The sequence below is a fragment of the Pseudomonas sp. GW821-FHT12A04 genome (genome assembly GCF_058807755.1).
The window spans coordinates 258336-279796 of sequence record NZ_JBXAQZ010000008.1 but is presented as its reverse complement, the minus strand read 5'-3'; the positions used below and the strand labels follow the sequence as shown (position 1 = coordinate 279796).

Below are 21461 nucleotides of genomic sequence, written 5' to 3'. Positions count from 1 at the left end.
GTCGGATCGCCGCCCGGAGTTGAAAACAAATCTCAGGGCCGGCGATCTTCACCCCGTGCCTGGGTCGTGCTCCAGTCGATCAACAGGCTGTAGGCCACCGCCAGCAATGTCGGGCCGATGAACAGGCCGATAAAGCCAAAGGCAATCAACCCGCCAAACACCCCAAGCAGCACAATGACCAGCGGCAGGTTGCCGCCACGGCTGATCAGGTACGGTTTGAGCACGTTGTCGACACCGCTGATGATGAATGTGCCCCAGATCCCGAGGAATATGGCCATCCCGTACTCGCCTTTCCAGACCAGCCACGCGGTCGCCGGAATCCACACCAGCGGCGGGCCCATCGGGATCAGGCTGAGCATGAACGTCACGATGCCAAGCACCAGCGCACCCGGTACGCCGGCAATCAGGAACCCGATCAGCGCCAGGATCGCCTGGGCCGCCGCAGTGCCGATCACACCGTTCACCACCCGCTGTACTGTGCCCGCCACCAGCTCAATGTAGTAGCCGGCCCGTTGACCGATCAGCCGCTCCAGCAGTGTGTGTACAAATGCCGCCAGGCGCGGCCCGTCACGATAGAAAAAGAACACGAAGACGACGCTCAGGGTCAGTTCGAGAATACCGCCGCCGATCTGCGCGCTGCGCGCCAGCAACCAGTTACCCACCTGCCCCAGATAAGGCTTGAGCGACACCATCATCGCCGCGCCCTGCTCGTCGATGCTGTTCCAGATCCCTACCAGCCGCCCGCCCACCAGGGGAATCGAACCCAGCCACAGCGGCGCTTCGGGAAGCCCCTCAACCTGTGCATCCTTGATGAATGCCGTGGCATCGCGCACATGATCGGCAAGGTTGAAACCCAGCCACACCAAGGGTGCCGCTACCAACACCATCCAGCCCAGCGTCAGCAATGCCGCCGCCAGCGACTCGCGGCCATTGAGCCAACGGGTCAGCAAGCGCATCAGCGGCCAACTGGCAAACGCCAGGACCGCGCCCCAGAACATCGCCGACCAGAACGGCGCCATCACCCAGAAGCTCGCGCCGAACAACGCCACGAGCAGGATCTGCACCAACAGGCGATCGTTATTGATCATCAAAAGTCTCGAAAAAGTCAGTCAGCAAAAGAGTAGGCGAACGCGACGTACGCGCTCGCCCGGTACAGCCTAGCGCAATAGCTCGATGTGCAGGCCAGAGCCTTCGGCACTGCCGACTTCCATCCGCGCGGTACGCACGCCCTGGGCGATCAGTGCCTGACGCCAGGCTTCGGCGTTCGCTCCGGAAATGCTGACCCGCAAGGTGGTGTCCAGATTCAGTCCGCGAGAAATCAAGCGGAGCCAGGTCTCGTCAGGTGCGCTGTTCAGCGTGGCAAAATCGAGTTCGCCGGTGCTCTTGAGTTCACGCAGCAAAGTCGCGGAGGTCGGTAACAACTCGCCCAGCGGTGTCGAAGCCTCGAACTGTTCGACATGCAGGTAGGCTTTGCGATTACCGCGGGTGATGCTGTACAGCGCAACGAGCGTGTTGTCCCTTGGAGCGGCAAGTCGCAGCAACAAATAGGCTTGCTGATCGTCGGCGCCGTACAGCTTCGCGTTGCCAAAGACCTGGTTGGCCCAGAGGCTGCTTTCACCGCAATCGCGCGCCTGGCACCAGAAGAGCAACCCGGCGTCCTGCTGTTGCAAAGCCTCGCGGGCAGCGGTGAACGCCTCGATGGATGAATGCTCCGAGGGTAATTCGTAGGTCACCGAAGTGACGTTGCCGCGGGCACTGACCTGGCCGTCGAATCGTAACTGGCCACTGATTTTACGGATCGAGCCCAACGGGTAGATCCGCTCCAGTTCGGCGGCGGGGCGATAGTCGACAATCTGGGCGTCGACCATGCGCGGCACTATCGGCAGGTCCTGACTGCCCGGAATATCGGCGGCGAATAACAAGGGACTGAAACTGCACAGCACCAGCAAACTGAATGAACGCATGGATAGACTCATCGGATCAGCATGGCCTGGGCGCCCTTGATAATACTGGCTTCATCGGCGCGTTTCGGTACTTGCAGGCCACGCTGCACCGCCGGCCGGTCCTCCATGGTTGCCATCCAGCGTTGCAACGCCGTCAAGCCTTCCACCGAGACGCCCGACCACTCGTAGCCGCGCACCCAGGGAAAGGTGGCAATGTCGGCAATGCTGTACTGATCGGCGAGGAACTCCACGCCTTGCAACCGCGTGTCGAGCACTTCGTAGAGGCGACGGGTTTCATGCTGATACCGGTCGATGGCGCCCTGGAGTTTTTCCGGAAAGTAGCGGAAGAACACGTTGGCCTGGCCCTGCATCGGGCCGATGCCCCCCATCTGGAACATCAGCCACTGCAATACCAGCGAACGCCCCTTCGGGTCCGATGGCATCAGTTTGCCGGTCTGTTCAGCGAGGTAAATCAGGATGGCGCCTGACTCGAACACGGCGAAATCGCCATTGGCGCGGTCGACAATCGCCGGAATCCGGCCATTGGGGTTGATCTTGAGGAAGTCCGCGGACTTCTGCTCCTTTTTGTCGAAACTCAAGGCATGCACCGTGTAGGGCAGGCCGAGTTCCTCGAGCACGATAGAGACCTTGTGGCCATTCGGGGTCGCAGCGGTGTAGAGATCTATCATGGTTGTCTCCCTTTTCAACCCGCCAAGCCTCGACAGTTGCCCGGCGCAAGTCAAGGAATGGTGAAAAACCGATTGAAACAGTCTGCGACAAGATCGGCACCAGACTCATCATTGAGGTGCAAATGGTGGCCGCCTGGCAGCTGTTCCCGGCTAAAGGGTAGACGCTCCAGCAACTCTGGGTGTTTGGCGAGCATGCCGTCGGCGGCAACCACCAGTGTTGCAGGACACTTGACCCGCTGGACGAAGGCCATGGCCTGCTCGGTGGTAAGGCGCAACGGCGATGGCAGTGTGAGGCGATTGTCGGTGCGCCAGGTGTAACCGCCCGGCACCGGCATCAGGCCACGCTGCGCCAGCAGTTCTGCGGCCTCGCGGCTGACCGCCACCAGGCCTTTCATGCGCGCTTCGACGGCTCGGTCGAGGGTGTCGTAGACCGGTTTGCGCTTTTCCCGCAGATCCAGTTGCGCCTGCAGGGCCATGCCCATGCGCTCGGCAGCGTTTTCACCTTTGTCTGTAGGAGGAATGATGCCGTCGATCAACGCCAGGTGGGTAATCCGCTCGGGCATCGACCCGGCGATGATCAACGAAGCAATGGCGCCCATCGAATGCCCCATCAGCGCAAACCTGCGCAGTCCAAGCTGGTCGGCCACTTGCAGCACATCGTGGGCATAGTCCCACATGGCGTAACCGGCTCCCGGCGGGCGATGCCCGGAATGACCGTGACCGGCCATGTCCAGGGCGATGATGCGCAGGCCTTTAAGCTTCGGCGCCAGACGGGCAAAACTGTTGGCGTTGTCCAGCCAGCCATGCAGGGCAATGACCGGCAATCCGTCTTCAGGACCGAACAGGTGCGCCGCCAGTTCGATGTGCGGCAGGCTCAGGCGGACCTCTTCGACGACGTGGTTCATGCGCAATCCTGTTGTCGACGGCCGCCCCAACGGTAGAACAGGCCTTTGAGCATGTCAGCGGTATCAAGGGGACGTTCGAGCGGAAACATGTGGCCACCAGGCATGGTCAACGACTCGCCCAACGGCAGGCGGTCGACCGAACTGGCGTGATGGCGCATCACCACGCGGCTGTTGTGCCCGCGTACTACCGCCAGCGGCACTTGCAACTGCCGGGTGCTGCCCGGGCTGGTGTGCGGCACACCGCGATAGATGCTGATTTCCGTGGCCGGGTCGAACCGCAGGCGCAACTTGTCGCCGACCTGATGCAAGCCGTGTTGCAGGTAGGCATCGAAACATTCCGGGTCGAAGCCACGAAACAGGGTTTTTCCGGCGAAATACTTCCGGGCGCTTTCCAGGTCGGCGAATTCTTCACGGCGGCCCAGGGTACGCCCGGCCGGGGTCAAGCGGTCGATGAAACCAAAGCGTTTGGCCGCCCGTATGACCCATTGATCGGTCCGGGTCAGCACTGGCGAGTCGAGCATCACCACGCCGCGATACAACTCGGGGCAACGCAAGGCCGCATGCAGGTGCAACACGCCACCGAAGGAGTGACCGACGCCCCACACGGGTTCGGCCTGTTGTTGCAGGTGATGGATCAGCTCATCCACCAGGTTGTACCAATTGTCGTCCGCCGGGAAACGCGGGTCGTGGGCGTGCTGCTCCAGATGCGTCACCTGAAACTCGGGTGCCAGCGCCGCAAACAACTTGCCGTAGGTCCCCGAAGGAAATCCATTGGCGTGGGCGAAAAAGATCTGTTGCGACATACCTGCAAATCCATGAGCGAGAACAGGCGTAGATTGTCCGCAAGACCGCGTCCTACAGCAATGACCGTAACTGACAGGAATGATGACAGTCCGGTCAAAGCTATGGTTTTGGTTCAACGCGTCGGCGGATTCTCCCCCAAGGGCACCACTGCCATGGTCAGTCGCGACACACAACTGGCCTTGCCCTCATCGCTGGTCAACCGAATATCCCAGACATGGGTCGTGCGGCCGATGTGGATCGGCTTGGCCACCGCCGTCACCCGTCCGCTGCGCAGGCCGCGCAAATGGTTGGCGTTGATTTCCAGGCCCACGCAATAGAATTTGCTGGCATCGATGCACAGGTAGCTGGCCATCGAGCCGACCGATTCGGCCAGCACCACCGAGGCACCGCCATGCAGCAAGCCGTAAGGCTGATGGGTGCGGTGATCGACGACCATGCTGGCGGTCAGGGACTCATCGTCAAAAGCTTCGAAACGGATGTCCAGCACTTCGCCGATGGTGTTTTTCTGGATTGCGTTCAACTGCTCGATGTTCGGGGTGGTGCGCCACAGGCTCATCGCAGAGTTTCCTCGTTGGTTTTGTTCGTGGATCAATCCTGCCACAGCACCGCTTCGCTGCGCTCGCTCCATTCCTCAAAGCGTTCACCGTAAGCCGCTTCGATCACGTTGCGCTTGATCTTCAGGGTCGGGGTAAGAAAGCCGTTTTCCACGGCCCAACTGTCCTTGACCACCACCAGGCGCCGAAGTTGTTCATGCTTGTCGAGGGCACCATTGACCTCCTCCAGCAGTTTTTCCAGGCTCGAATGCAAACCGGCGCGCGCGGCCCCGCCGGCATCCTGCTGGCCGACCGCCGACAACACGCACAAACCCAGCGGCGCACTCAAGCCATCGCCCACCACGCAGACCTGTTCGATGCGCGAATGCACGGCCAGGCGATTTTCAATCGGTGCCGGGGCCACGTACTTGCCTTTGCTGGTCTTGAAGATTTCCTTCAGGCGCCCGGTCAGGCGCAGATTGCCTTCGGCGTCCTCCTCGCCCTTGTCGCCGGTACGCAGGAAGCCGTCCTCGGTAATGGTGTCGGCGGTTTTTTCCGGTTCCTTGTAATACCCGAGCATGGTCGCACCACTGCGCACCATGACCTCCCCCGTCTCGGCGATCCGCACTTCGACTTCCGGACACGGCTTGCCGATCCAGCCCGGTTTGTTCTGGCCCGGCAGGCCGATGTGGGAGTAGCCGCAACTCTCGGTCATGCCGTAGACCTCCAGCACGTCCAACCCCAGTTTGCGGTACCACTGCAACAAGGTCTGCGGTACCGGAGCCGCGCCGGACAACGCGATGCGCAGCGCATCCAGCCCCAACCCGGCGAGGACTTTATGCCCGAGCCGTTTGCCGATTATCGGCAGGCCGAGCAGGAAGTCGAGACGTTTTGCCGGGATCTTGCTGTACACGCCCATCTGGAATTTGGTCCAGATGCGCGGCACGCCAAACAGTGCGGTCGGGCGCGCACGGCGCAGGTCGGTGAGGAAGGTATCGAGGCTCTCGGCGAAAAACACCGTTTGGCCGGTATAGATCGATGCCAGCTCGACGAACATGCGCTCGGCAACGTGGCACAGCGGCAGGTAGGACAGCAGCCGGTCCGACTCGTTGAGACCGAACAACGCAGTGCCGCGGGTGGTGGCAAACCCCAGAGTGCCGAAGCTGTGCATCACACCCTTGGGCATGCCCGTGGTGCCGGACGTGTAAATGATGGTCGCCAGTTGGTCGGCGTCGGGCTTGGGATTGTCCTGGATGGGCGAACTGCGTTGCAGGTCGTCCCAACTGAAATCAAAGTCGCCGGGAGGATGCAGGGGCAGGCTGATGGTCGGCAGGTCGGGGCTGACACCACGGGACATACCTGGCCAGTCGTCGAGCTTGCCGATGAATGCCAGCGCTGCTTGCGAATGTTCGAGTACCTGGGCAACGGTCTCGGCGGTCAGGTTTGGGTACAACGGCACCGACACATGCCCGGCCATCCAGATCGCGAGATCGGCAACGATCCAGTGCGCACAGTTTTTCGAGATCAGGGCGATATGGCTGCCCTGCGGCAGTTCCCGCGCTCTCAGCCAGTGGGCGGCGCAGCGTGCTTGATGACCGACGTCCGCCCAGGTCAAGGTCTCGACCTGGCCGCCCCCGACAGGCTGGACCAGAAAGCGCTGGCGGGGATGACGGGCCTCACGCTCGTAGAAAACGTCCAGCGGCAAACGAAAAGCAGCAGACATGCGACTCGCTCCTGTGATTTTGGTCTGGAGCAAGCGTAGTCAACCAAGCAAGTGCTTGGTTGACTATTTCATACAAAACTTTTCGGGTTATGACGTACCTGTGGGAGCGTGGCTTGCCCGCGATGCAGGCTCCGCGGTTTATCAGGCATGACCGAGTCGATGCCTTCGCGGGCAAGCCACGCACCCACAGAAAAGCGGTGTTACGGATGCTTGATGCTGTCGAGTTTCATTGACCCGACCAGCAGCTCTTCACCCTTGAGCTCCGCCAGACCGGCAGTGCTGACCCTTTCCGGCGGATGTCCGGCACCATGCTGCAGGTAGCTCAGCAGATTCCCCACCAGCGGGTTGTGACTGACCAGCAAAACGTTGCTTACCGCGACCATCTGTTCGGCCACCTTGTCCGGCTCCGTGTCCGGTGTCAGCCACTCGACGGTGCGGATTTCCGGTTCGAAACCCAATGCATCTCGCACCAGATGCGCTGTTTGCTGCGCTCGCAGGTACGGGCTGGCGTAAATGCCGGTCAGTGGCTGACCCATCAGCTCTGCGGCGATTTTCAATACTTCCTTACGACCGTTATCCGTCAATTCCCGCTCCGAATCGTGGGGGCGGGAGCCGTGTGGTACAGCTTCACCATGACGCAATACCCAGAGTTTCATAGCTTGGGTTCCTCATCTCGGGCCGGATGCGGTGCCGGTGCCACGACATGCGGCGCCTCACCTTCCGGTGTACGCGGCGTCGGCCAGTCGGCGAACGGCCAGGGCTTCTGGTCGCTGTGAAAGCTGCCGAAACGACCGATCTGCGCCAGAAACTGGCTCAGGCTGTCGCCGAAATTCATCAAGCTGGCGCTTGGGGCGCCATAGAACAAACGATAGATCAACTGCACCAGCACGACGGCGCCGAGGATGAACTGCGCCACTTGCCACACCAGCACGAAGAGGATCATCCACAGCACCCGCAGCAGGATGGACTCGTACTTGGCTTCTATTTTTGGATCGTTCATGCGCAACTCCCTGCTTTTCTGGCAAGCGTGATTAGTTGAAACCACTGGTGGAAATAAAGTCGACGTCGGTTTTCGGCTCGCCACGCATTAACAGACCGATGACCTGCTCCAGCGTGCGCCCCTCGAACAGGATCGCGTGCAGCCCGGCGACCAGCGGCATGTACACGCCAACCTCCTGCGCCTTGGCCTTGAGCACTTTAAGGGTATTGACCCCTTCGGCGACTTCGCCCAGGCGCGTGACCGCCTCGTCCAGGCTCAGGCCCTGGCCGAGGGCGAAGCCGACCTGATAGTTGCGGCTCTTGGGCGACGAACAGGTCACGATCAGATCGCCCACGCCGGCCAGCCCCAGGAAGGTCATCGGGTTGGCACCCTGGTTCACCGCGAAGCGGGTCATTTCCGCCAATGCCCGGGTAATCAGCATGCTCTTGGTATTTTCTCCCATGCCCAGCGCCACCGCCATGCCGGCGATGATCGCGTAGACATTTTTCAGCGCCCCGCCCAGCTCCACGCCGAAACGATCGGCGCTGGCGTACACACGAAAGGTGCGTCCGTGCAGCGCGGCCTGAACCTGCTGGCAGAGTTCTTCGTCTTCACTGGCGACCACCGTGGCGGTCAGCGCGTGCTCGGCGATTTCACGGGCCAGGTTGGGTCCGGACAGGACGCCGATGCGCGCCTGCGGGGCGATCTCTTCGAGGATCTCGCTCATCAACTTGAACGTGTGGGCTTCGATGCCTTTGGTCAGGCTCACGAGCATTTTGCCGCTCAAACGTTCGGCGTGCGGTACCAACACCGAGCGCAGCGCACTGGAGGGCAATGCGACGAAACACAGGTCGCAGGCGTCCAGGGTGGCTTGCAGGTCGGTGACCGGCGTGACGCCGGGCAGAATCTTGATGCCTTTGAGGTAACGCGGGTTCTCGCGATTGACCCGAATGGCCTCGGCCTGTTCGGGGTCACGCATCCACTGAAGGACCTGATGCCCGTTCTCGGCCAGCAGATTAGCCACGGCGGTTCCAAAACTTCCGCCTCCCAGGACCGCAATCGGGCGCTGTTCAGTCATATGCAATCCGTTAATCCATACCAGTGGCGATGTCGGCATTATACGGGGCAGTCCATCGACGGCCAGCCCCGACATCAAATACCTGCACCCGTAGGAAGAAGACCAATAAAACCGAGGAAAATGCAGACATCGTGAATGGAAAAGTCATTCGGCTCGGTTAACATGCGCGCCAACAATCACTGACAGGGATGTGTTGTGTCTCCGGGCTCTCCTTCACCGCATTCACCTCTGGTACTGGCGCTGATTTTCAGCTCGCCGGCGCTGGCCGACGACTTGTTCCTGGACAACGAACCGCTGCCGCAAGTACTCACCGCCACGCGCCTGAAGCAGTCGCCGGCGGCCGTGCCGGGAAGCATGACGGTGATCGACAGTGCCTTGATCCACGCCAGCGGTGCCCGTGACATCAGCGAACTGCTGCGCCTGGTGCCGGGGATGATGGTCGGCAACATCAGCGGTAATCAGGCGACGGTGAACTACCACGGCACCAATGCGAATGAAGCGCGGCGCATGCAAGTGCTGATCGACGGGCGCTCGGTGTATCGCGCCGGCCTGGCCACCGTGGACTGGAGTGACATTCCGGTGGCCATGGAAGACATCGAGCACATCGAAGTCTTTCGCGGACCGAATACCGTCAGCTACGGCGCCAACGCCCTGATGGCGGTGGTCAACATCATTACCCGGCGCCCGGCCGACAGTCACGGCACGCGCATGAAGGTCACCCGGGGCCAGCGCGGCATCAACGACTTTTACGCCAGCCAGGGCCTGGGCTGGGAGGATGGAGACATGCGCCTGTCCCTGTCCGGCCAGCAAGACGACGGCTTCGACACCGACAGAACCGGCGCTGACTACCATGACAGTCGTCGCCTCGAGCGCTTCAACCTCACCGTCAGCCAGAGCCTCGACGAACGGCAAAGCCTCGATTGGCAATTGAATGCCAAGGACGGCACCAACCAGCGGCCCTATACCTACCGGCCGGTGTTCCCGGGAATTACCCGCGCCGGCGACGACTCCGACGTCACCGCCAAGGACTACGCCGGGTCATTGCGCTGGAATCTGGACGTCAATCCCGACCACAGCCTTTACATCCAGGGTTCGGCCCAACACTGGGATCGCCAGCAAACCTGGCGCGCCTGCGATGCAGAAGTTTCGTTCAGCCCGCAGCTGACCGAACTCTGGCAGTTGAACCCGAACTACACCGAGCGCCTGGCCCGCAATATCACGCGTTTCATCGGCTCTGGTGCGCCGGCCGGCACGCCCGCCGAGCAGGCGCTGGCCAACCAGGTACTCGATCAATGGCGCAACGGCGCGAGCCAGACCGTTTGCGGCGACATCGACCAGAGCACCCGGGAATCGCGCTACGACCTCGAACTGCAGGACACCCTGAGCCTTGCCGATAACCTGCGACTGGTCAGCGGGATGAACTATCGTTACGACCGGGCGGATTCCGAGACCTACTTCAATGGCACTCTCGATGACAGGATCTGGCGAGCGTTCGGCCAGTTCGAGTGGCATGCCACCGAACACTGGCTGCTGCAAGGCGGCGCCATGTTCGAGGACACCCGGTTGACCGGCAGCTCGCTGACACCCCGCATGGCGGTCAACTACCTGATCAACCCGCGCCACGGCTTGCGTGCGGTGTACTCCGAGGCCATCCGCTCACCGGACATGTTCGAGAACAACGTCAACTGGAGTTATCAGGTCACCAACCTCAAGCCCGGTGCGTTTGGCCAGTCCAGCGCCCGTTATTTCGTCAAGACCCGCGGCCCCGGCGACCTTGATCAAGAGCACATGCGCTCCCGGGAACTGGGCTACAACGGCTACTTTCCCGAACCGGGGCTGGCGCTCGACGTGAAGCTGTTCCACGACGAAATCACCGGCATGATCAGTGAGCCGCTGCGCAACAATCAGTACATTGCCAGCAATGCCAACAAGGCGCGCTTTTCGGGGGTCGAAACCCAGCTCGACTGGCGTGTCGGCAGCCTCGATCGCCTGCGACTGACTTATGCCTACGTCGATACCGATGCCAGCAATCCGCTGGATGCCAGGCAGACTGCAAGTAACAGTGGTTCGGCCGGATGGCTGCGCGATTGGGGCCAAGGCTGGAACAGTGCGCTTTTCTATTATGGCGATGACGCCCTTAACGGCTACCGCTTCGAACGGGTCGATGCGCGCATCGCCAAACGCATCGCCTTGGGCAAGGCCAGCCTGGAACTGGCCGGGGTGCTCCAGCAACGGCTGGACAATCAACCGACCACCTTCATCGACAATAATTATGACCAGCGCCAGGTGATGTATTTCAGCGCCGAGCTGGAGCTTTAAGATGCCGAATCGCCCGGCCTGCAGAATGCCGCCTCTGGGTCGGCTGCTGGCCATACTTTGCCTGCTGACAAGCGGCCTGCTGGGCAGCCTGGCGAGTAACGCGGCCGACATTTTGCTCACGGGGGCCGAAGACAGCCCCGGTGTGCGGGCGTTTACCCAGGCCCTGAGCGAGTTGCGACCACGCGATAACGTACGCTTCCAGACGCTGGCCAAAATGCCGATACCGGACAAGCTGCCGGAAAACATCCGCTTGATACTGCTCGACCTGCCCAGCCTCGACTGGCGCCTGCAAAACGCCCAGGGCCCGGCGACTCTCGTATTGCGCATCAGCCGCCTGCAAGCCCGGCAACGCTTGAACAATACGTTGCCTGCGCGCCTGTGCCTGCTATGGAGCGATCCACCACTGGATCGCCAGTTGCGCTTGACCCGCACCCTGTTGCCACAAGCCAGACGCATCGGCGTGCTCTACGACACCCACAGTGAATTTCTGTTGAATGAGCTGCGTCAGGCCGCCCTCCCCCTGGGTCTTGAGATGGTCACCCAGCGCTGGGACAACATTCACGACAGTCGTCCATTACAGGCACTGCTAAATAACAGCGACGTGTTGCTGGGACTGGACGATGCCGACCTGTACAACCCGCAAACCGCAAAGAACCTGCTGCTGAGCAGCTATTCGCGGCAAGTGGCCCTGATCGGACCCAACGCCGGATTCGTCAAGGCCGGAAGCCTGGCCAGCACCTATAGCGATCAGAGCGACTGGCTGGCGGTCCTCGACGAATTGCTCGACCGGCCACCAGCCACCTGGCCGCGCACGCACTATCCCCATCGATTCAAGGTCGCGAGCAACCCGCAAGTCGCACGTTCATTGGGTATCGAACAGATAAACGAAGCGTCTGTCGCCACACTGCTGGCTGAAGGAGAACGCCGTCCATGAGCTTGCGCCGTCGCTGGGACATCAACACTCGCACCCAACTGATCAGCCTCGGCCCTGCACTGCTGCTGACCTTGTTGCTGATCAGTTTCTTCACGTTCGTGCGCATCCAGGATCTGCGTCAGGAAATCTCCCACACTGGCCAGTTGATCGCCAATCAACTGGCCCCGGCCACCGAGTACGGCGTGATTTCGGGCAACATCGAAGTGCTCGAAACCTTGCTCAAGGCAACGCTGGCCACGCCCAACGTGAGTTTTCTGGAAATCCAGGACAGTGCAAACCGGGTTCTGGTGTACGTCGAACAACCGAGCGAACACCACAATCGCGCGCAACAGCTCGAAGTGTTCCAGGCACCGATACGGCTCCAGCGTATCGCGTTGCACAATGATTTTTTCCAGAGCAGCAAAACCGCCACTGCCGCCCCCACCGAGGACTACCTCGGTCGGGTGATCGTCGGGCTGTCCAACGATGCCTTCAGCCGGCGCCAACAGGAAATCGTGCTCAAGGCCGCCATCCTGGCGCTGTTTGCCCTGCTGTTTACCTTCATCGTGGCCCGCCGCCTGGCGGGCAGCCTGTCGAAACCGATCCGTGATATCGGCAATGCGGTCAAGGCGATCCAGGACGGCGATTACAACACACCGCTGCCCATTGTCGACGACACCGAGCTGGGGGCGCTGTCGCAACACATCAACAACCTCGCCAGCGGTCTCGAGCAGGCCAGCCGCGAACAGCATCAGGCCATGGCGCAGTTGATCCAGACCCGCGAAGAAGCGGAAAAGGCCAACAACGCAAAATCCGATTTCCTCGCCATGATGAGCCATGAACTGCGCACGCCGATGAATGGCGTACTGGGCATGCTGCAGTTACTGGAAACCACCGACATGACCGAGGAGCAGGTGGAGTATGCGGCGCTGGCCTCCGAATCCACCGAGCACTTGCTCAAGGTCATCAACGACATCCTGGATTTCTCGCGGATCGAACGTTCAGAGCTGGAACTGGAGCACATTGCATTCAACCTCACCGACCTGATCGGCAGTTGCGCCCAGTCGTTCCAGCACAGCGCCGCGCAACGCGGTCTGGACCTGCAACTGATGATCCCCGACGACATGCGCGGTTTGCAGGTCAAGGGCGACCCGACGCGTATCCGTCAGATACTGGTCAACCTGGTCGGCAATGCGCTGAAGTTCACCGAGCAGGGCCGCGTCACGATCGAGGCGCAGTGGCAGTCGCTGGACCACGAGTTGCTGTGGTTCACCTGCACCGTGCGCGACAGCGGGATCGGCATCCCGGCGCAAAGCCTGGAATTGATGTTCAGCGCTTTCCAGCAGGCCGACAGTTCTATTTCAAGACGCTACGGCGGTACGGGGCTGGGCCTGCCGATTGCCCGTACCCTGGCCGAACGCATGGGCGGCACCTTGCGCGCGCAGAGTGAGGAAGGCCGCGGTTCGGTGTTCACCCTGGAAATTCCCCTGGCATTGCACCAGCAGACACAACCGCTGCTACCCCCTCGCGCGCAATCGCGCAACAGCAACGGCGAAGGACGCAATGTGTTGTTGGTCGAAGACAACCCGGTCAACCAGACCGTCATCGAAGCCATGTTGCGCAGCCTGGGCTTCAAGGTCAGTGTCGCTGCCGACGGCGCGCAGGCGGTACGCAGCGCCGAGAGCCTGATCTTCGAAGCGATCCTGATGGATTGCCGCTTGCCGATCATCGATGGCTATGAAGCCACCCGACAAATACGCAATCTACCCGGTTGCACCGACCTGCCGATCATCGCCCTGACCGCCAATGCCTTGCAGGGTGACCGCGAAGCCTGTCTGTCAGCGGGGATGAACGATTACCTGGCCAAGCCGTTCAAACGGACTGATCTGCAGCAAATTCTTCAGCGTTGGGTGCAGTAGTACAGGCCTTTCGACCATCTGCGACTGGCGTGAAAGGCGAAAGTGCGGCAGTCTTAGTCACCCGAACAGGCCCGAAAAGGGGCTTGAATAATAATTTCAGTGCACAAGTGTACATTCATGTCCTTGGTGCTGTGACTTTCACCACAACGCAATAGTCTATGAGTAGGCTGCCGGTTCGAGGCATGAACGCTTCGATCGGCCGGGAAGATTTGCCCCACCTGCCGCATGGGACTATTGAGGAGCTCGCATGACCAAACAAAACGCCTTTACCCGGGAAGATCTGCTGCGCTGCAGTCGCGGTGAGCTGTTCGGCCCTGGTAACGCGCAACTGCCCGCCCCGAACATGCTGATGGTTGATCGCATCACCCTGATCAGCGAAGAAGGTGGCAAGTACGGCAAAGGTGAATTGGTCGCCGAGCTGGATATCAATCCGGACCTGTGGTTCTTCGCCTGCCACTTCGAAGGCGATCCGGTGATGCCGGGCTGCCTGGGCCTCGACGCCATGTGGCAACTGGTCGGCTTCTTCCTGGGCTGGCAAGGCCTGCCGGGCCGTGGCCGTGCGCTGGGTTCGGGCGAAGTGAAATTCTTCGGCCAGGTCCTGCCGACCGCCAAGAAAGTCACCTATAACATTCATATCAAGCGCGTCCTCAAGGGCAAGCTGAACCTGGCCATCGCCGACGGTTCGGTCACTGTCGACGGTCGCGAAATCTACACCGCCGAAGGCCTCCGGGTCGGCGTGTTCACCTCCACTGACAACTTCTAAGGGTTATCCGCATGCGCCGCGTCGTTATCACTGGTCTGGGCATCGTTTCTTGCCTGGGCAATGACAAAGAGACCGTCTCCGCTAACCTGCGTGCAAGCCGCCCTGGCATCCGGTTCAACCCGGAATATGCCGAAATGGGTCTGCGTAGCCAGGTTTCCGGCTCCATTGACCTCAACCTTGAAGAACTGATCGATCGCAAGATCTATCGCTTCGTCGGCCACGCGGCAGCTTATGCCTACCTGGCCATGAAAGACGCCATCACTGACTCCGGCCTGACCGAAGAGCAGGTTTCCAACCCGCGTACCGGCCTGATCGCCGGTTCCGGTGGTGCATCGACCTTGAACCAGATGGAAGCGCTGGACATCCTGCGCGAGAAAGGCGTCAAGCGCGTCGGCCCATACCGCGTAACGCGGACCATGAGCAGCACCGTTTCCGCTTGCCTGGCCACTCCGTTCAAGATCAAGGGCCTGAACTACTCCATCGCTTCTGCCTGCGCCACCAGTGCTCACTGCATCGGTACCGCCATGGAACAGATCCAGATGGGCAAGCAGGACATCGTCTTCGCCGGCGGCGGTGAAGAAGAGCACTGGAGCCAGTCGTTCCTGTTCGACGCCATGGGTGCCCTGTCCAGCAAGCGCAACGACACCCCGGAAAAAGCTTCCCGTGCCTACGACGCAGACCGTGACGGTTTCGTCATCGCCGGCGGTGGCGGCATGGTCGTGGTTGAAGAGCTGGAACACGCTCTGGCCCGCGGCGCGAAGATCTACGCGGAAATCGTTGGCTACGGCGCGACCTCCGACGGCTACGACATGGTTGCCCCGAGCGGCGAAGGCGCGATCCGCTGCATGCAGCAGGCGCTGTCCACCGTCGACACCCCGATCGACTACCTGAACACCCACGGCACTTCGACCCCGGTCGGCGACGTCGCGGAAATGAAAGGCGTGCGTGAAGTGTTCGGCGACAAGGCTCCGGCCATCAGCTCCACCAAGAGCCTGTCGGGTCACTCCCTGGGCGCTGCCGGCGTTCACGAAGCGATCTACTGCATGCTGATGATGGAAGGCAACTTCATTGCCGGCTCCGCCAACATCGACGAGCTGGACCCTGAAGTGGCCGACCTGCCGGTGCTGACCAAGACCCGCGAAAACGCCACCATCAACACCGTGATGAGCAACAGCTTCGGTTTCGGTGGCACCAACGCCACTTTGGTACTGAAGCGCTGGGAAGGTAAGTAATTTCCCTCTGCTGAGTCGCACATGAAAACGCCCCGACTGGTTCGGGGCGTTTTTTTTTGGCCTCAAAGAATTCGACACCACAACCATTGTGGGAGCGAGCTTGCTCGCGATGAGGGAGTGTCAATCGACATCATTGCTGTCTGACCCACCGCCATCGCGAGCAAGCTCGCTCCCACAGTTTCAGTGCTCGACACTGGATTTGTGGTGCCTTCAACATGAAACGTTTGTCATGAAACTTAACGCCCTGCGACTGAATGTCGCGGATTTCGCGGGCTGCAGGACTGTTTCCGTTTTTGCAAAAAACCGTTACCAAACTCAGTTATTTACTTAGCAAGCTACCAAACTCTATAACAGAGACCTGCACACGCCTTGCTGCAGATAACAGAGATTGGAGCTAGCAGATGACTGTAAAAGTAACTGAACGCGACGATTCACATAAATCCCACGAGGGTGTAGCCGCCGGTATCCGGATCTGGGACGTGCATCAACAAGACCTGCTGGTCGGGATGTTCCACTCCGAGATCGACGCGCAAAACTACAGGGCCGAACTGGAAATGCTCGAGCGCAACCGCGAGCTCGCAACCGGTTGAAGGCAGACTCCACCACCATGCAGCCTGCCCCTTCCCGCACGGGCAGGCTGCAACCGGAGCACGCGGCTCAGGCAATCTGAATGGCCGCTAAATGAAGGGAGTCGTCGATCACCACCGAAGGAACAACACCGACGATCCAGCCCGCCTCAAGTTTCACCACCTCGCACTCACCATCGCCCATGCCGTCATTGCGGACGGCAAACTGAAGCGAAGATAGATGACGCTTGCCGTCATCGAAGTCCATGCCACAGGCGATCAGGAAATCGATTTTGGCCCCCGCCAGTTCAACCTCCTTGTCCCGTTCACCGTCTTTCAACGCCGCATAATCGAGGCACAAGTTGATACCGAATGGGCAACCCACTACAAGACTATTAATAAATATTCCTTCGTAGCCACCAAAGTAACTGTGCTCGGCCTGCACACTACTGACCTTCTTTACCCGTACCACAACCTCATCGAACAACTTGAAAAACCAGTACCCGTCTTCCGACCCTACATGTCTTCCAAAATCGATTCCTGACACATAACGCTTCGGCCACATCGACATCAGCGGCATGTCGACCTCGTATTCCTTATTGGAAATTGTGAGCACATAATTAATGACATCGTAATAGCTCGACTCCCCCTCTCCCACCTTGATCAGCGTCGCACAACTTCCTGCCAATAAAACGATCTTGCCGTAGTGCTGCACTGGCAGATCACTTATCAACAGCGTCACACACTCGGTCACCTTCGTCAGATAAGCAGAGTTCAGTTCGTGAAGCTCCTGTTCATTACGGACTTCGTGCCAGGGAATGTTCCAGAAAAACTCGGGCAGGGTTACGAAAACGCACGCGGGCCTGCCGTGATCGTCGCGAGCAGCTTTCGCAGCGATCTTGATCTTTCGGCGCACAAGCTCCGCTCGTGCGACAAGCTCGTCGTCCAGATAATCGTGAATGGATTGATCGGGTTGTCGCGGCTGTGAAAGCTGCGATTTAAAAGTGGGTTGGCGTAACGAGGCGATACTTACCAGCATTGACAATATCCTTATTCATTTAATTTCATTCCATTAGTTCTCTCCCCTGAGAATATTTCGGGCAAAAGAAAACCCGAGAGATCGTATCGACGCGATCTTTCGGGTTCAATTCATTAATCCAGCAATGTACTAACAAACATGTAATGGAAGAGGAGCGATTACCACATCAGATCATCAGGGATCTTGTAGGCCGCATACGGATCGTCCTCGACGCTGACTTCTTCGGTCTGCACATTCATCTGCACGATGCGTTGCGGGTCGCGCTCCTGAATCTTCAATGCCGCCTCGCGCGGAATCACTTCGTAGCCGCCAGCGTGATGCACGATGGCCAGCGAACCGCTGCTGAGCTTGTTGCGCATCAGGGTGTTGACGCAGATGCGCTTGACCTTTTTGTCGTCGACGAAGTTGTAGTAATCCTCGGTCGTCAATTTCGGCAGGCGCGAAACTTCGATCAATTGCTTGACCTGCGCGGCACGGGCCTTGGCCTCAGCCTTTTCCTGCTGCTGGCGGTTGAGCTCCTGGTCGCGCTTGACCTTCTCGGCCATGGCTTCCTGTGCCGCGCGCTGCTGGGAGTCATCCAGCTCGATCTGGCCTTTGTGGGCCAGGCGTTGCTGTTTCTGCTTGTCTTTGCTGACCTGCTTGGCCTGCTTCTGGTTGACCAGCCCTGCTTTGAGCAACTGGTCGCGAAGGGAAATGCTCATGGTGCTTATTACTCACTTAGGCCACTGCTCAACCGCAGCTGGGCAAATTCTTTTCCTGACGTTTGGCTTCGCCCCACAAGGCGTCCAACTCTTCGAGGGTGCAATCTTCCATGGGACGGCGGGTGTCGCGCAATGCCTGTTCGATAAAACGAAAGCGTCTTTCAAACTTGCCGTTGGCACCCCGCAGTGCGGTTTCCGGATCAACCTTGAGGTGCCGCGCCAGATTCACCACGGAGAACAGCAGGTCACCGATCTCTTCGGCCACGGCCTCGGGATCATTTTCCGACATGGCTTCGAGGACTTCATCGAGCTCTTCACGCACTTTGTCGAGCACCGGCAAGGCGTCCGGCCAGTCGAACCCGACCTGCCCCGCGCGCTTTTGCAATTTCGCCGAACGTGACAACGCCGGCAATGCAGCGGGGACGTCATCGAGCAATGACAGCTGTTCGGGCGCGCAGGACTTCTCTGCGCGCTCCTCGGCCTTGATCTCTTCCCAGCGCTGCTTGACCTGCTCTTCGCTGAGGCGCGGGACATCCAGCGGTGCATAGAGGTCGCCCGTAGGGAACACATGGGGGTGACGACGGATCAGCTTGCGGGTGATGCTGTCGACCACACCTTCAAACTCGAAGCGCCCTTCTTCCCGGGCCAACTGGCTGTAATACACCACCTGGAACAACAAGTCGCCGAGCTCCCCCTGCAAGTGATCGAAGTCACCGCGCTCAATGGCGTCGGCGACTTCGTAGGCTTCTTCCAGAGTGTGGGGGACGATGGTGGCGTAAGTTTGCTTGATGTCCCACGGGCAACCGTACTGCGGGTCGCGCAGGCGGTTCATGAGGTGCAGCAGGTCTTCAAGTGAATACATCAATCTCTCTCACTGCAAAGTCCCTTGTGGGAGCGAGCTTGCTCGCGATAGCGGACAGTCAGACAACACCTGTGTTGAATGTTGAACCGTCATCGCGAGCAAGCTCGCTCCCACAGTGGATCGGCGCTGAACATGCATCAAGGTGTCCGGTTACGCCGGGTTTCGATGATGTTCGGCAACTGGGAAATCCGCCCCAGCAACCGCCCCAATGCATCCAGCCCCGGAATCTCGATGGTCAGGGACATCAGCGCGGTGTTGTCCTCCTTGTTCGAGCGGGTGTTGACCGCCAGCACGTTGATCCGCTCATTGAGCAAAACCTGCGAGACGTCACGCAGCAACCCGGAACGGTCGTAGGCGCGGATGATGATGTCCACCGGATAGGTGAGCACCGGTACCGGGCCCCAGCTGACCTGGATGATCCGCTCCGGCTCCCGCCCACTCAGTTGCAGCACCGAGGCGCAGTCCTGGCGGTGAATGCTCACGCCGCGGCCCTGGGTGATGTAACCGACGATGGCATCACCCGGCAATGGCTGGCAGCAGCCGGCCATCTGGGTCATCAGGTTGCCGACGCCCTGGATCTGGATGTCGCCGCGCTTGCCCGGTTTGTAGCCGGTGGCCTTGCGTGGTATGAGTTCAAGCTGTTCGTTGCCACGCTCCGGCTCGACCAGTTGCTGCGCGAGGTTTACCAGTTGCGCCAGGCGCAAGTCCCCGGCGCCGAGGGCGGCGAACAGGTCTTCGGCGGTCTTCATGTTGGCCTTGTCGGCCAGCTTGTCGAAATCCACCGCTGGCAGGCCGAGGCGATTGAGTTCGCGCTCGAGCAAGGTTTTACCGGCCGCGACGTTCTGGTCGCGAGCCTGCAACTTGAACCAGTGAACGATCTTCGCCCGTGCCCGCGACGTAGTGACATAACCCAGGTTCGGGTTCAGCCAGTCACGGCTCGGGGTGCCGTGCTTGCTGGTGATGATCTCGACCTGTTCACCGGTTTGCAGGCTGTAGTTGAGCGGTACGATGCGCCCGTTGATCTTGGCGCCACGGCAGTTGTGACCGATCTCGGTGTGTACGCGGTAGGCGAAGTCCAGCGGGGTCGCGCCCTTCGGCAAGTCGATTGCGTGACCGTCCGGGGTGAAGATGTAGACCCGGTCCGGCTCGATGTCGACCCGCAGTTGCTCCGCCAGGCCACCGATGTCGCCCAGTTCTTCGTGCCATTCGAGCACCTGGCGTAGCCAGGAAATTTTCTCTTCGTAGTGATTGGAACCGGATTTGACGTCGGTGCCTTTGTACTTCCAGTGGGCGCATACCCCCAGCTCAGCCTCTTCGTGCATGGCGTGGGTGCGGATCTGCACTTCCAGTACCTTGCCTTCCGGACCGATCACCGCCGTGTGCAGCGAGCGGTAGCCGTTTTCTTTCGGGTTGGCGATGTAGTCGTCGAACTCTTTCGGGATGTGCCGCCACAAGGTGTGGACGATGCCGAGCGCGGTGTAGCAGTCGCGCATTTCCGGCACCAGCACGCGAACGGCGCGCACGTCATAGATCTGGCTGAACTCCAGACCCTTGCGCTGCATTTTGCGCCAGATCGAATAGATGTGTTTGGCCCGGCCGCTGATGTCGGCATCGACGCCGGTGGCCTGCAGTTCGTTTTTCAGCTGGCTCATCACGTCGCTGATGAAGCGCTCGCGATCCAGTCGCCGCTCATGGAGCAGCTTGGCGATCTGCTTGTACTGGTCCGGTTCCAGGTAACGGAAGGACAAGTCTTCCAGTTCCCACTTGATATGACCGATACCCAGGCGATGGGCCAATGGCGCGTAGATGTCGAAGACTTCACGGGCCACACGGTTGCGCTTTTCGTCGTCGGCGGTTTTCACCGCACGGATCGCGCACGTGCGTTCGGCCAGTTTGATCAGGGCGACGCGAACGTCGTCAACCATGGCCACCAGCATCTTGCGCAGGTTTTCCACCTGGCCCTGGGTGCCCAGCACCAGGGATTTTCGCGGACTCAGGCTGTCGCTGATCGCGGCCATGCGCTGCACGCCGTCGATGAGCTTGGACACCACCGGACCGAAGCGCTGGCTGACGGCCGGCAACTTGATCTGGCCTTCGCGCACGCCTCGATACAAGATCGCGGCGACCAAAGAGTCCTGGTCGAGTTTGAGATCGGCGAGGATCTCGGCGATCTCAAGCCCTGTACGGAAAGTCGAGTTACCTTCCGACCACAGATTCTGTGCCGCATTGGCTTGTTGTTCGGCCTCGCGAGCGTACTCGCAGGCTTCTTTCAAGGCTTCGCGATCCAGTGCCAGATCGACACTGACCGCATGATCGAGCCAAGCCTCGAGATTGATACTGCCGTCGGTATTGATCGGCTGGTGTGCTCTCACCTGTACCATCTTGCTTACCTTCCCTACGACGCAGATTCAATGCGTCAAATCGCTGACCTTCGTTGCCGGTGCGCCCACGTCGGGCTGGGTGCGCGGCTGCACGGGCGGGCCAGTCGGACCA

At 60.1% G+C, this 21461-nt stretch carries 20 protein-coding genes; 6 read left to right on the top strand and 14 right to left on the bottom strand.

Annotated features, from left to right (window positions below; translation table 11 throughout):
• Positions 1 to 32 precede the first annotated feature (32 nt).
• From AC1RS8_RS15080 to AC1RS8_RS15035, 10 genes are all read right to left on the bottom strand, one after another.
• Positions 33 to 1088 (bottom strand): AI-2E family transporter, encoded by a 1056-nt coding sequence (locus AC1RS8_RS15080; protein ID WP_090457260.1) that lies wholly within the window; start codon positions 1086 to 1088, stop codon positions 33 to 35.
• Positions 1089 to 1157: 69 nt separating this feature from the next.
• Positions 1158 to 1964, bottom strand: coding sequence for a DUF4892 domain-containing protein (locus AC1RS8_RS15075; RefSeq protein ID WP_489339077.1), 807 nt, complete (start codon positions 1962 to 1964; stop codon positions 1158 to 1160).
• 8 nt (positions 1965 to 1972) lie between these two features.
• On the bottom strand, positions 1973 to 2632 hold the full coding sequence (locus AC1RS8_RS15070) for a glutathione S-transferase family protein (RefSeq protein WP_489339078.1): 660 nt from the start codon (positions 2630 to 2632) through the stop codon (positions 1973 to 1975).
• Positions 2633 to 2682: 50 nt separating this feature from the next.
• Positions 2683 to 3537 (bottom strand): alpha/beta hydrolase, encoded by an 855-nt coding sequence (locus AC1RS8_RS15065; RefSeq protein ID WP_489339079.1) that lies wholly within the window; start codon positions 3535 to 3537, stop codon positions 2683 to 2685.
• A complete protein-coding gene (locus tag AC1RS8_RS15060; RefSeq protein WP_046042984.1) occupies positions 3534 to 4340 on the bottom strand; it encodes an alpha/beta fold hydrolase in 807 nt (268 codons plus the stop codon). The genes AC1RS8_RS15065 and AC1RS8_RS15060 overlap by 4 nt, the downstream gene beginning before the upstream one ends.
• A gap of 113 nt (positions 4341 to 4453) precedes the next feature.
• A complete protein-coding gene (locus AC1RS8_RS15055; protein ID WP_090457267.1) occupies positions 4454 to 4897 on the bottom strand; it encodes a hotdog fold thioesterase in 444 nt (147 codons plus the stop codon).
• A 32-nt stretch (positions 4898 to 4929) separates the two neighbouring features.
• Positions 4930 to 6597, bottom strand: coding sequence for an AMP-binding protein (locus AC1RS8_RS15050; protein ID WP_090457269.1), 1668 nt, complete (start codon positions 6595 to 6597; stop codon positions 4930 to 4932).
• Between the two features lie 200 nt (positions 6598 to 6797).
• Complete coding sequence (gene sixA / locus AC1RS8_RS15045) at positions 6798 to 7253, bottom strand: phosphohistidine phosphatase SixA (protein WP_057713667.1); 456 nt, start codon at positions 7251 to 7253, stop codon at positions 6798 to 6800.
• Complete coding sequence (locus tag AC1RS8_RS15040; protein ID WP_057713666.1) at positions 7250 to 7597, bottom strand: DUF4389 domain-containing protein; 348 nt, start codon at positions 7595 to 7597, stop codon at positions 7250 to 7252. The genes sixA and AC1RS8_RS15040 overlap by 4 nt, the downstream gene beginning before the upstream one ends.
• Before the next feature lie 31 nt (positions 7598 to 7628).
• On the bottom strand, positions 7629 to 8654 hold the full coding sequence (locus AC1RS8_RS15035; RefSeq protein ID WP_057713665.1) for an NAD(P)H-dependent glycerol-3-phosphate dehydrogenase: 1026 nt from the start codon (positions 8652 to 8654) through the stop codon (positions 7629 to 7631).
• A gap of 195 nt (positions 8655 to 8849) precedes the next feature.
• Here AC1RS8_RS15035 and AC1RS8_RS15030 point away from each other — a divergent pair, with 195 nt between their 5' ends.
• The 6 genes from AC1RS8_RS15030 to AC1RS8_RS15005 all read left to right on the top strand — a co-directional run bounded on the left by AC1RS8_RS15030 (position 8850) and on the right by AC1RS8_RS15005 (position 16390).
• Complete coding sequence (locus AC1RS8_RS15030; RefSeq protein WP_489339080.1) at positions 8850 to 10973, top strand: TonB-dependent receptor plug domain-containing protein; 2124 nt, start codon at positions 8850 to 8852, stop codon at positions 10971 to 10973.
• A gap of 1 nt (position 10974) precedes the next feature.
• Positions 10975 to 11907, top strand: coding sequence for an ABC transporter substrate-binding protein (locus tag AC1RS8_RS15025; RefSeq protein ID WP_489339081.1), 933 nt, complete (start codon positions 10975 to 10977; stop codon positions 11905 to 11907).
• Positions 11904 to 13805 carry an ATP-binding protein gene (locus AC1RS8_RS15020; protein WP_489339082.1) on the top strand — a complete coding sequence of 634 codons (1902 nt, stop codon included), beginning with the start codon at positions 11904 to 11906 and terminating at the stop codon, positions 13803 to 13805. Before AC1RS8_RS15025 ends, AC1RS8_RS15020 begins: the two co-directional genes overlap by 4 nt.
• A gap of 247 nt (positions 13806 to 14052) precedes the next feature.
• Positions 14053 to 14568 (top strand): 3-hydroxyacyl-[acyl-carrier-protein] dehydratase FabA, encoded by a 516-nt coding sequence (fabA, locus tag AC1RS8_RS15015; protein ID WP_003227150.1) that lies wholly within the window; start codon positions 14053 to 14055, stop codon positions 14566 to 14568.
• An 11-nt stretch (positions 14569 to 14579) separates the two neighbouring features.
• A complete protein-coding gene (fabB, locus tag AC1RS8_RS15010) occupies positions 14580 to 15800 on the top strand; it encodes a beta-ketoacyl-ACP synthase I (RefSeq protein WP_007974551.1) in 1221 nt (406 codons plus the stop codon).
• Between the two features lie 401 nt (positions 15801 to 16201).
• A complete protein-coding gene (locus AC1RS8_RS15005) occupies positions 16202 to 16390 on the top strand; it encodes a hypothetical protein (RefSeq protein ID WP_057713661.1) in 189 nt (62 codons plus the stop codon).
• Positions 16391 to 16457: 67 nt separating this feature from the next.
• Here AC1RS8_RS15005 and AC1RS8_RS15000 read toward each other — a convergent pair whose 3' ends face one another.
• The 4 genes from AC1RS8_RS15000 to relA all read right to left on the bottom strand — a co-directional run bounded on the left by AC1RS8_RS15000 (position 16458) and on the right by relA (position 21349).
• Positions 16458 to 17405: a hypothetical protein gene (locus tag AC1RS8_RS15000; protein ID WP_489339083.1), complete on the bottom strand. Its 948-nt coding sequence runs from the start codon at positions 17403 to 17405 to the stop codon at positions 16458 to 16460.
• Positions 17406 to 17563: 158 nt separating this feature from the next.
• Entirely contained in the window at positions 17564 to 18106 is a 543-nt protein-coding gene (locus tag AC1RS8_RS14995) for a DUF2058 domain-containing protein (RefSeq protein ID WP_057713659.1), read from the bottom strand.
• Positions 18107 to 18134: 28 nt separating this feature from the next.
• Positions 18135 to 18968, bottom strand: coding sequence for a nucleoside triphosphate pyrophosphohydrolase (gene mazG, locus AC1RS8_RS14990; RefSeq protein WP_102669940.1), 834 nt, complete (start codon positions 18966 to 18968; stop codon positions 18135 to 18137).
• A 137-nt stretch (positions 18969 to 19105) separates the two neighbouring features.
• Positions 19106 to 21349 carry a GTP diphosphokinase gene (relA, locus tag AC1RS8_RS14985; RefSeq protein WP_090457279.1) on the bottom strand — a complete coding sequence of 748 codons (2244 nt, stop codon included), beginning with the start codon at positions 21347 to 21349 and terminating at the stop codon, positions 19106 to 19108.
• Positions 21350 to 21461 lie beyond the last annotated feature (112 nt).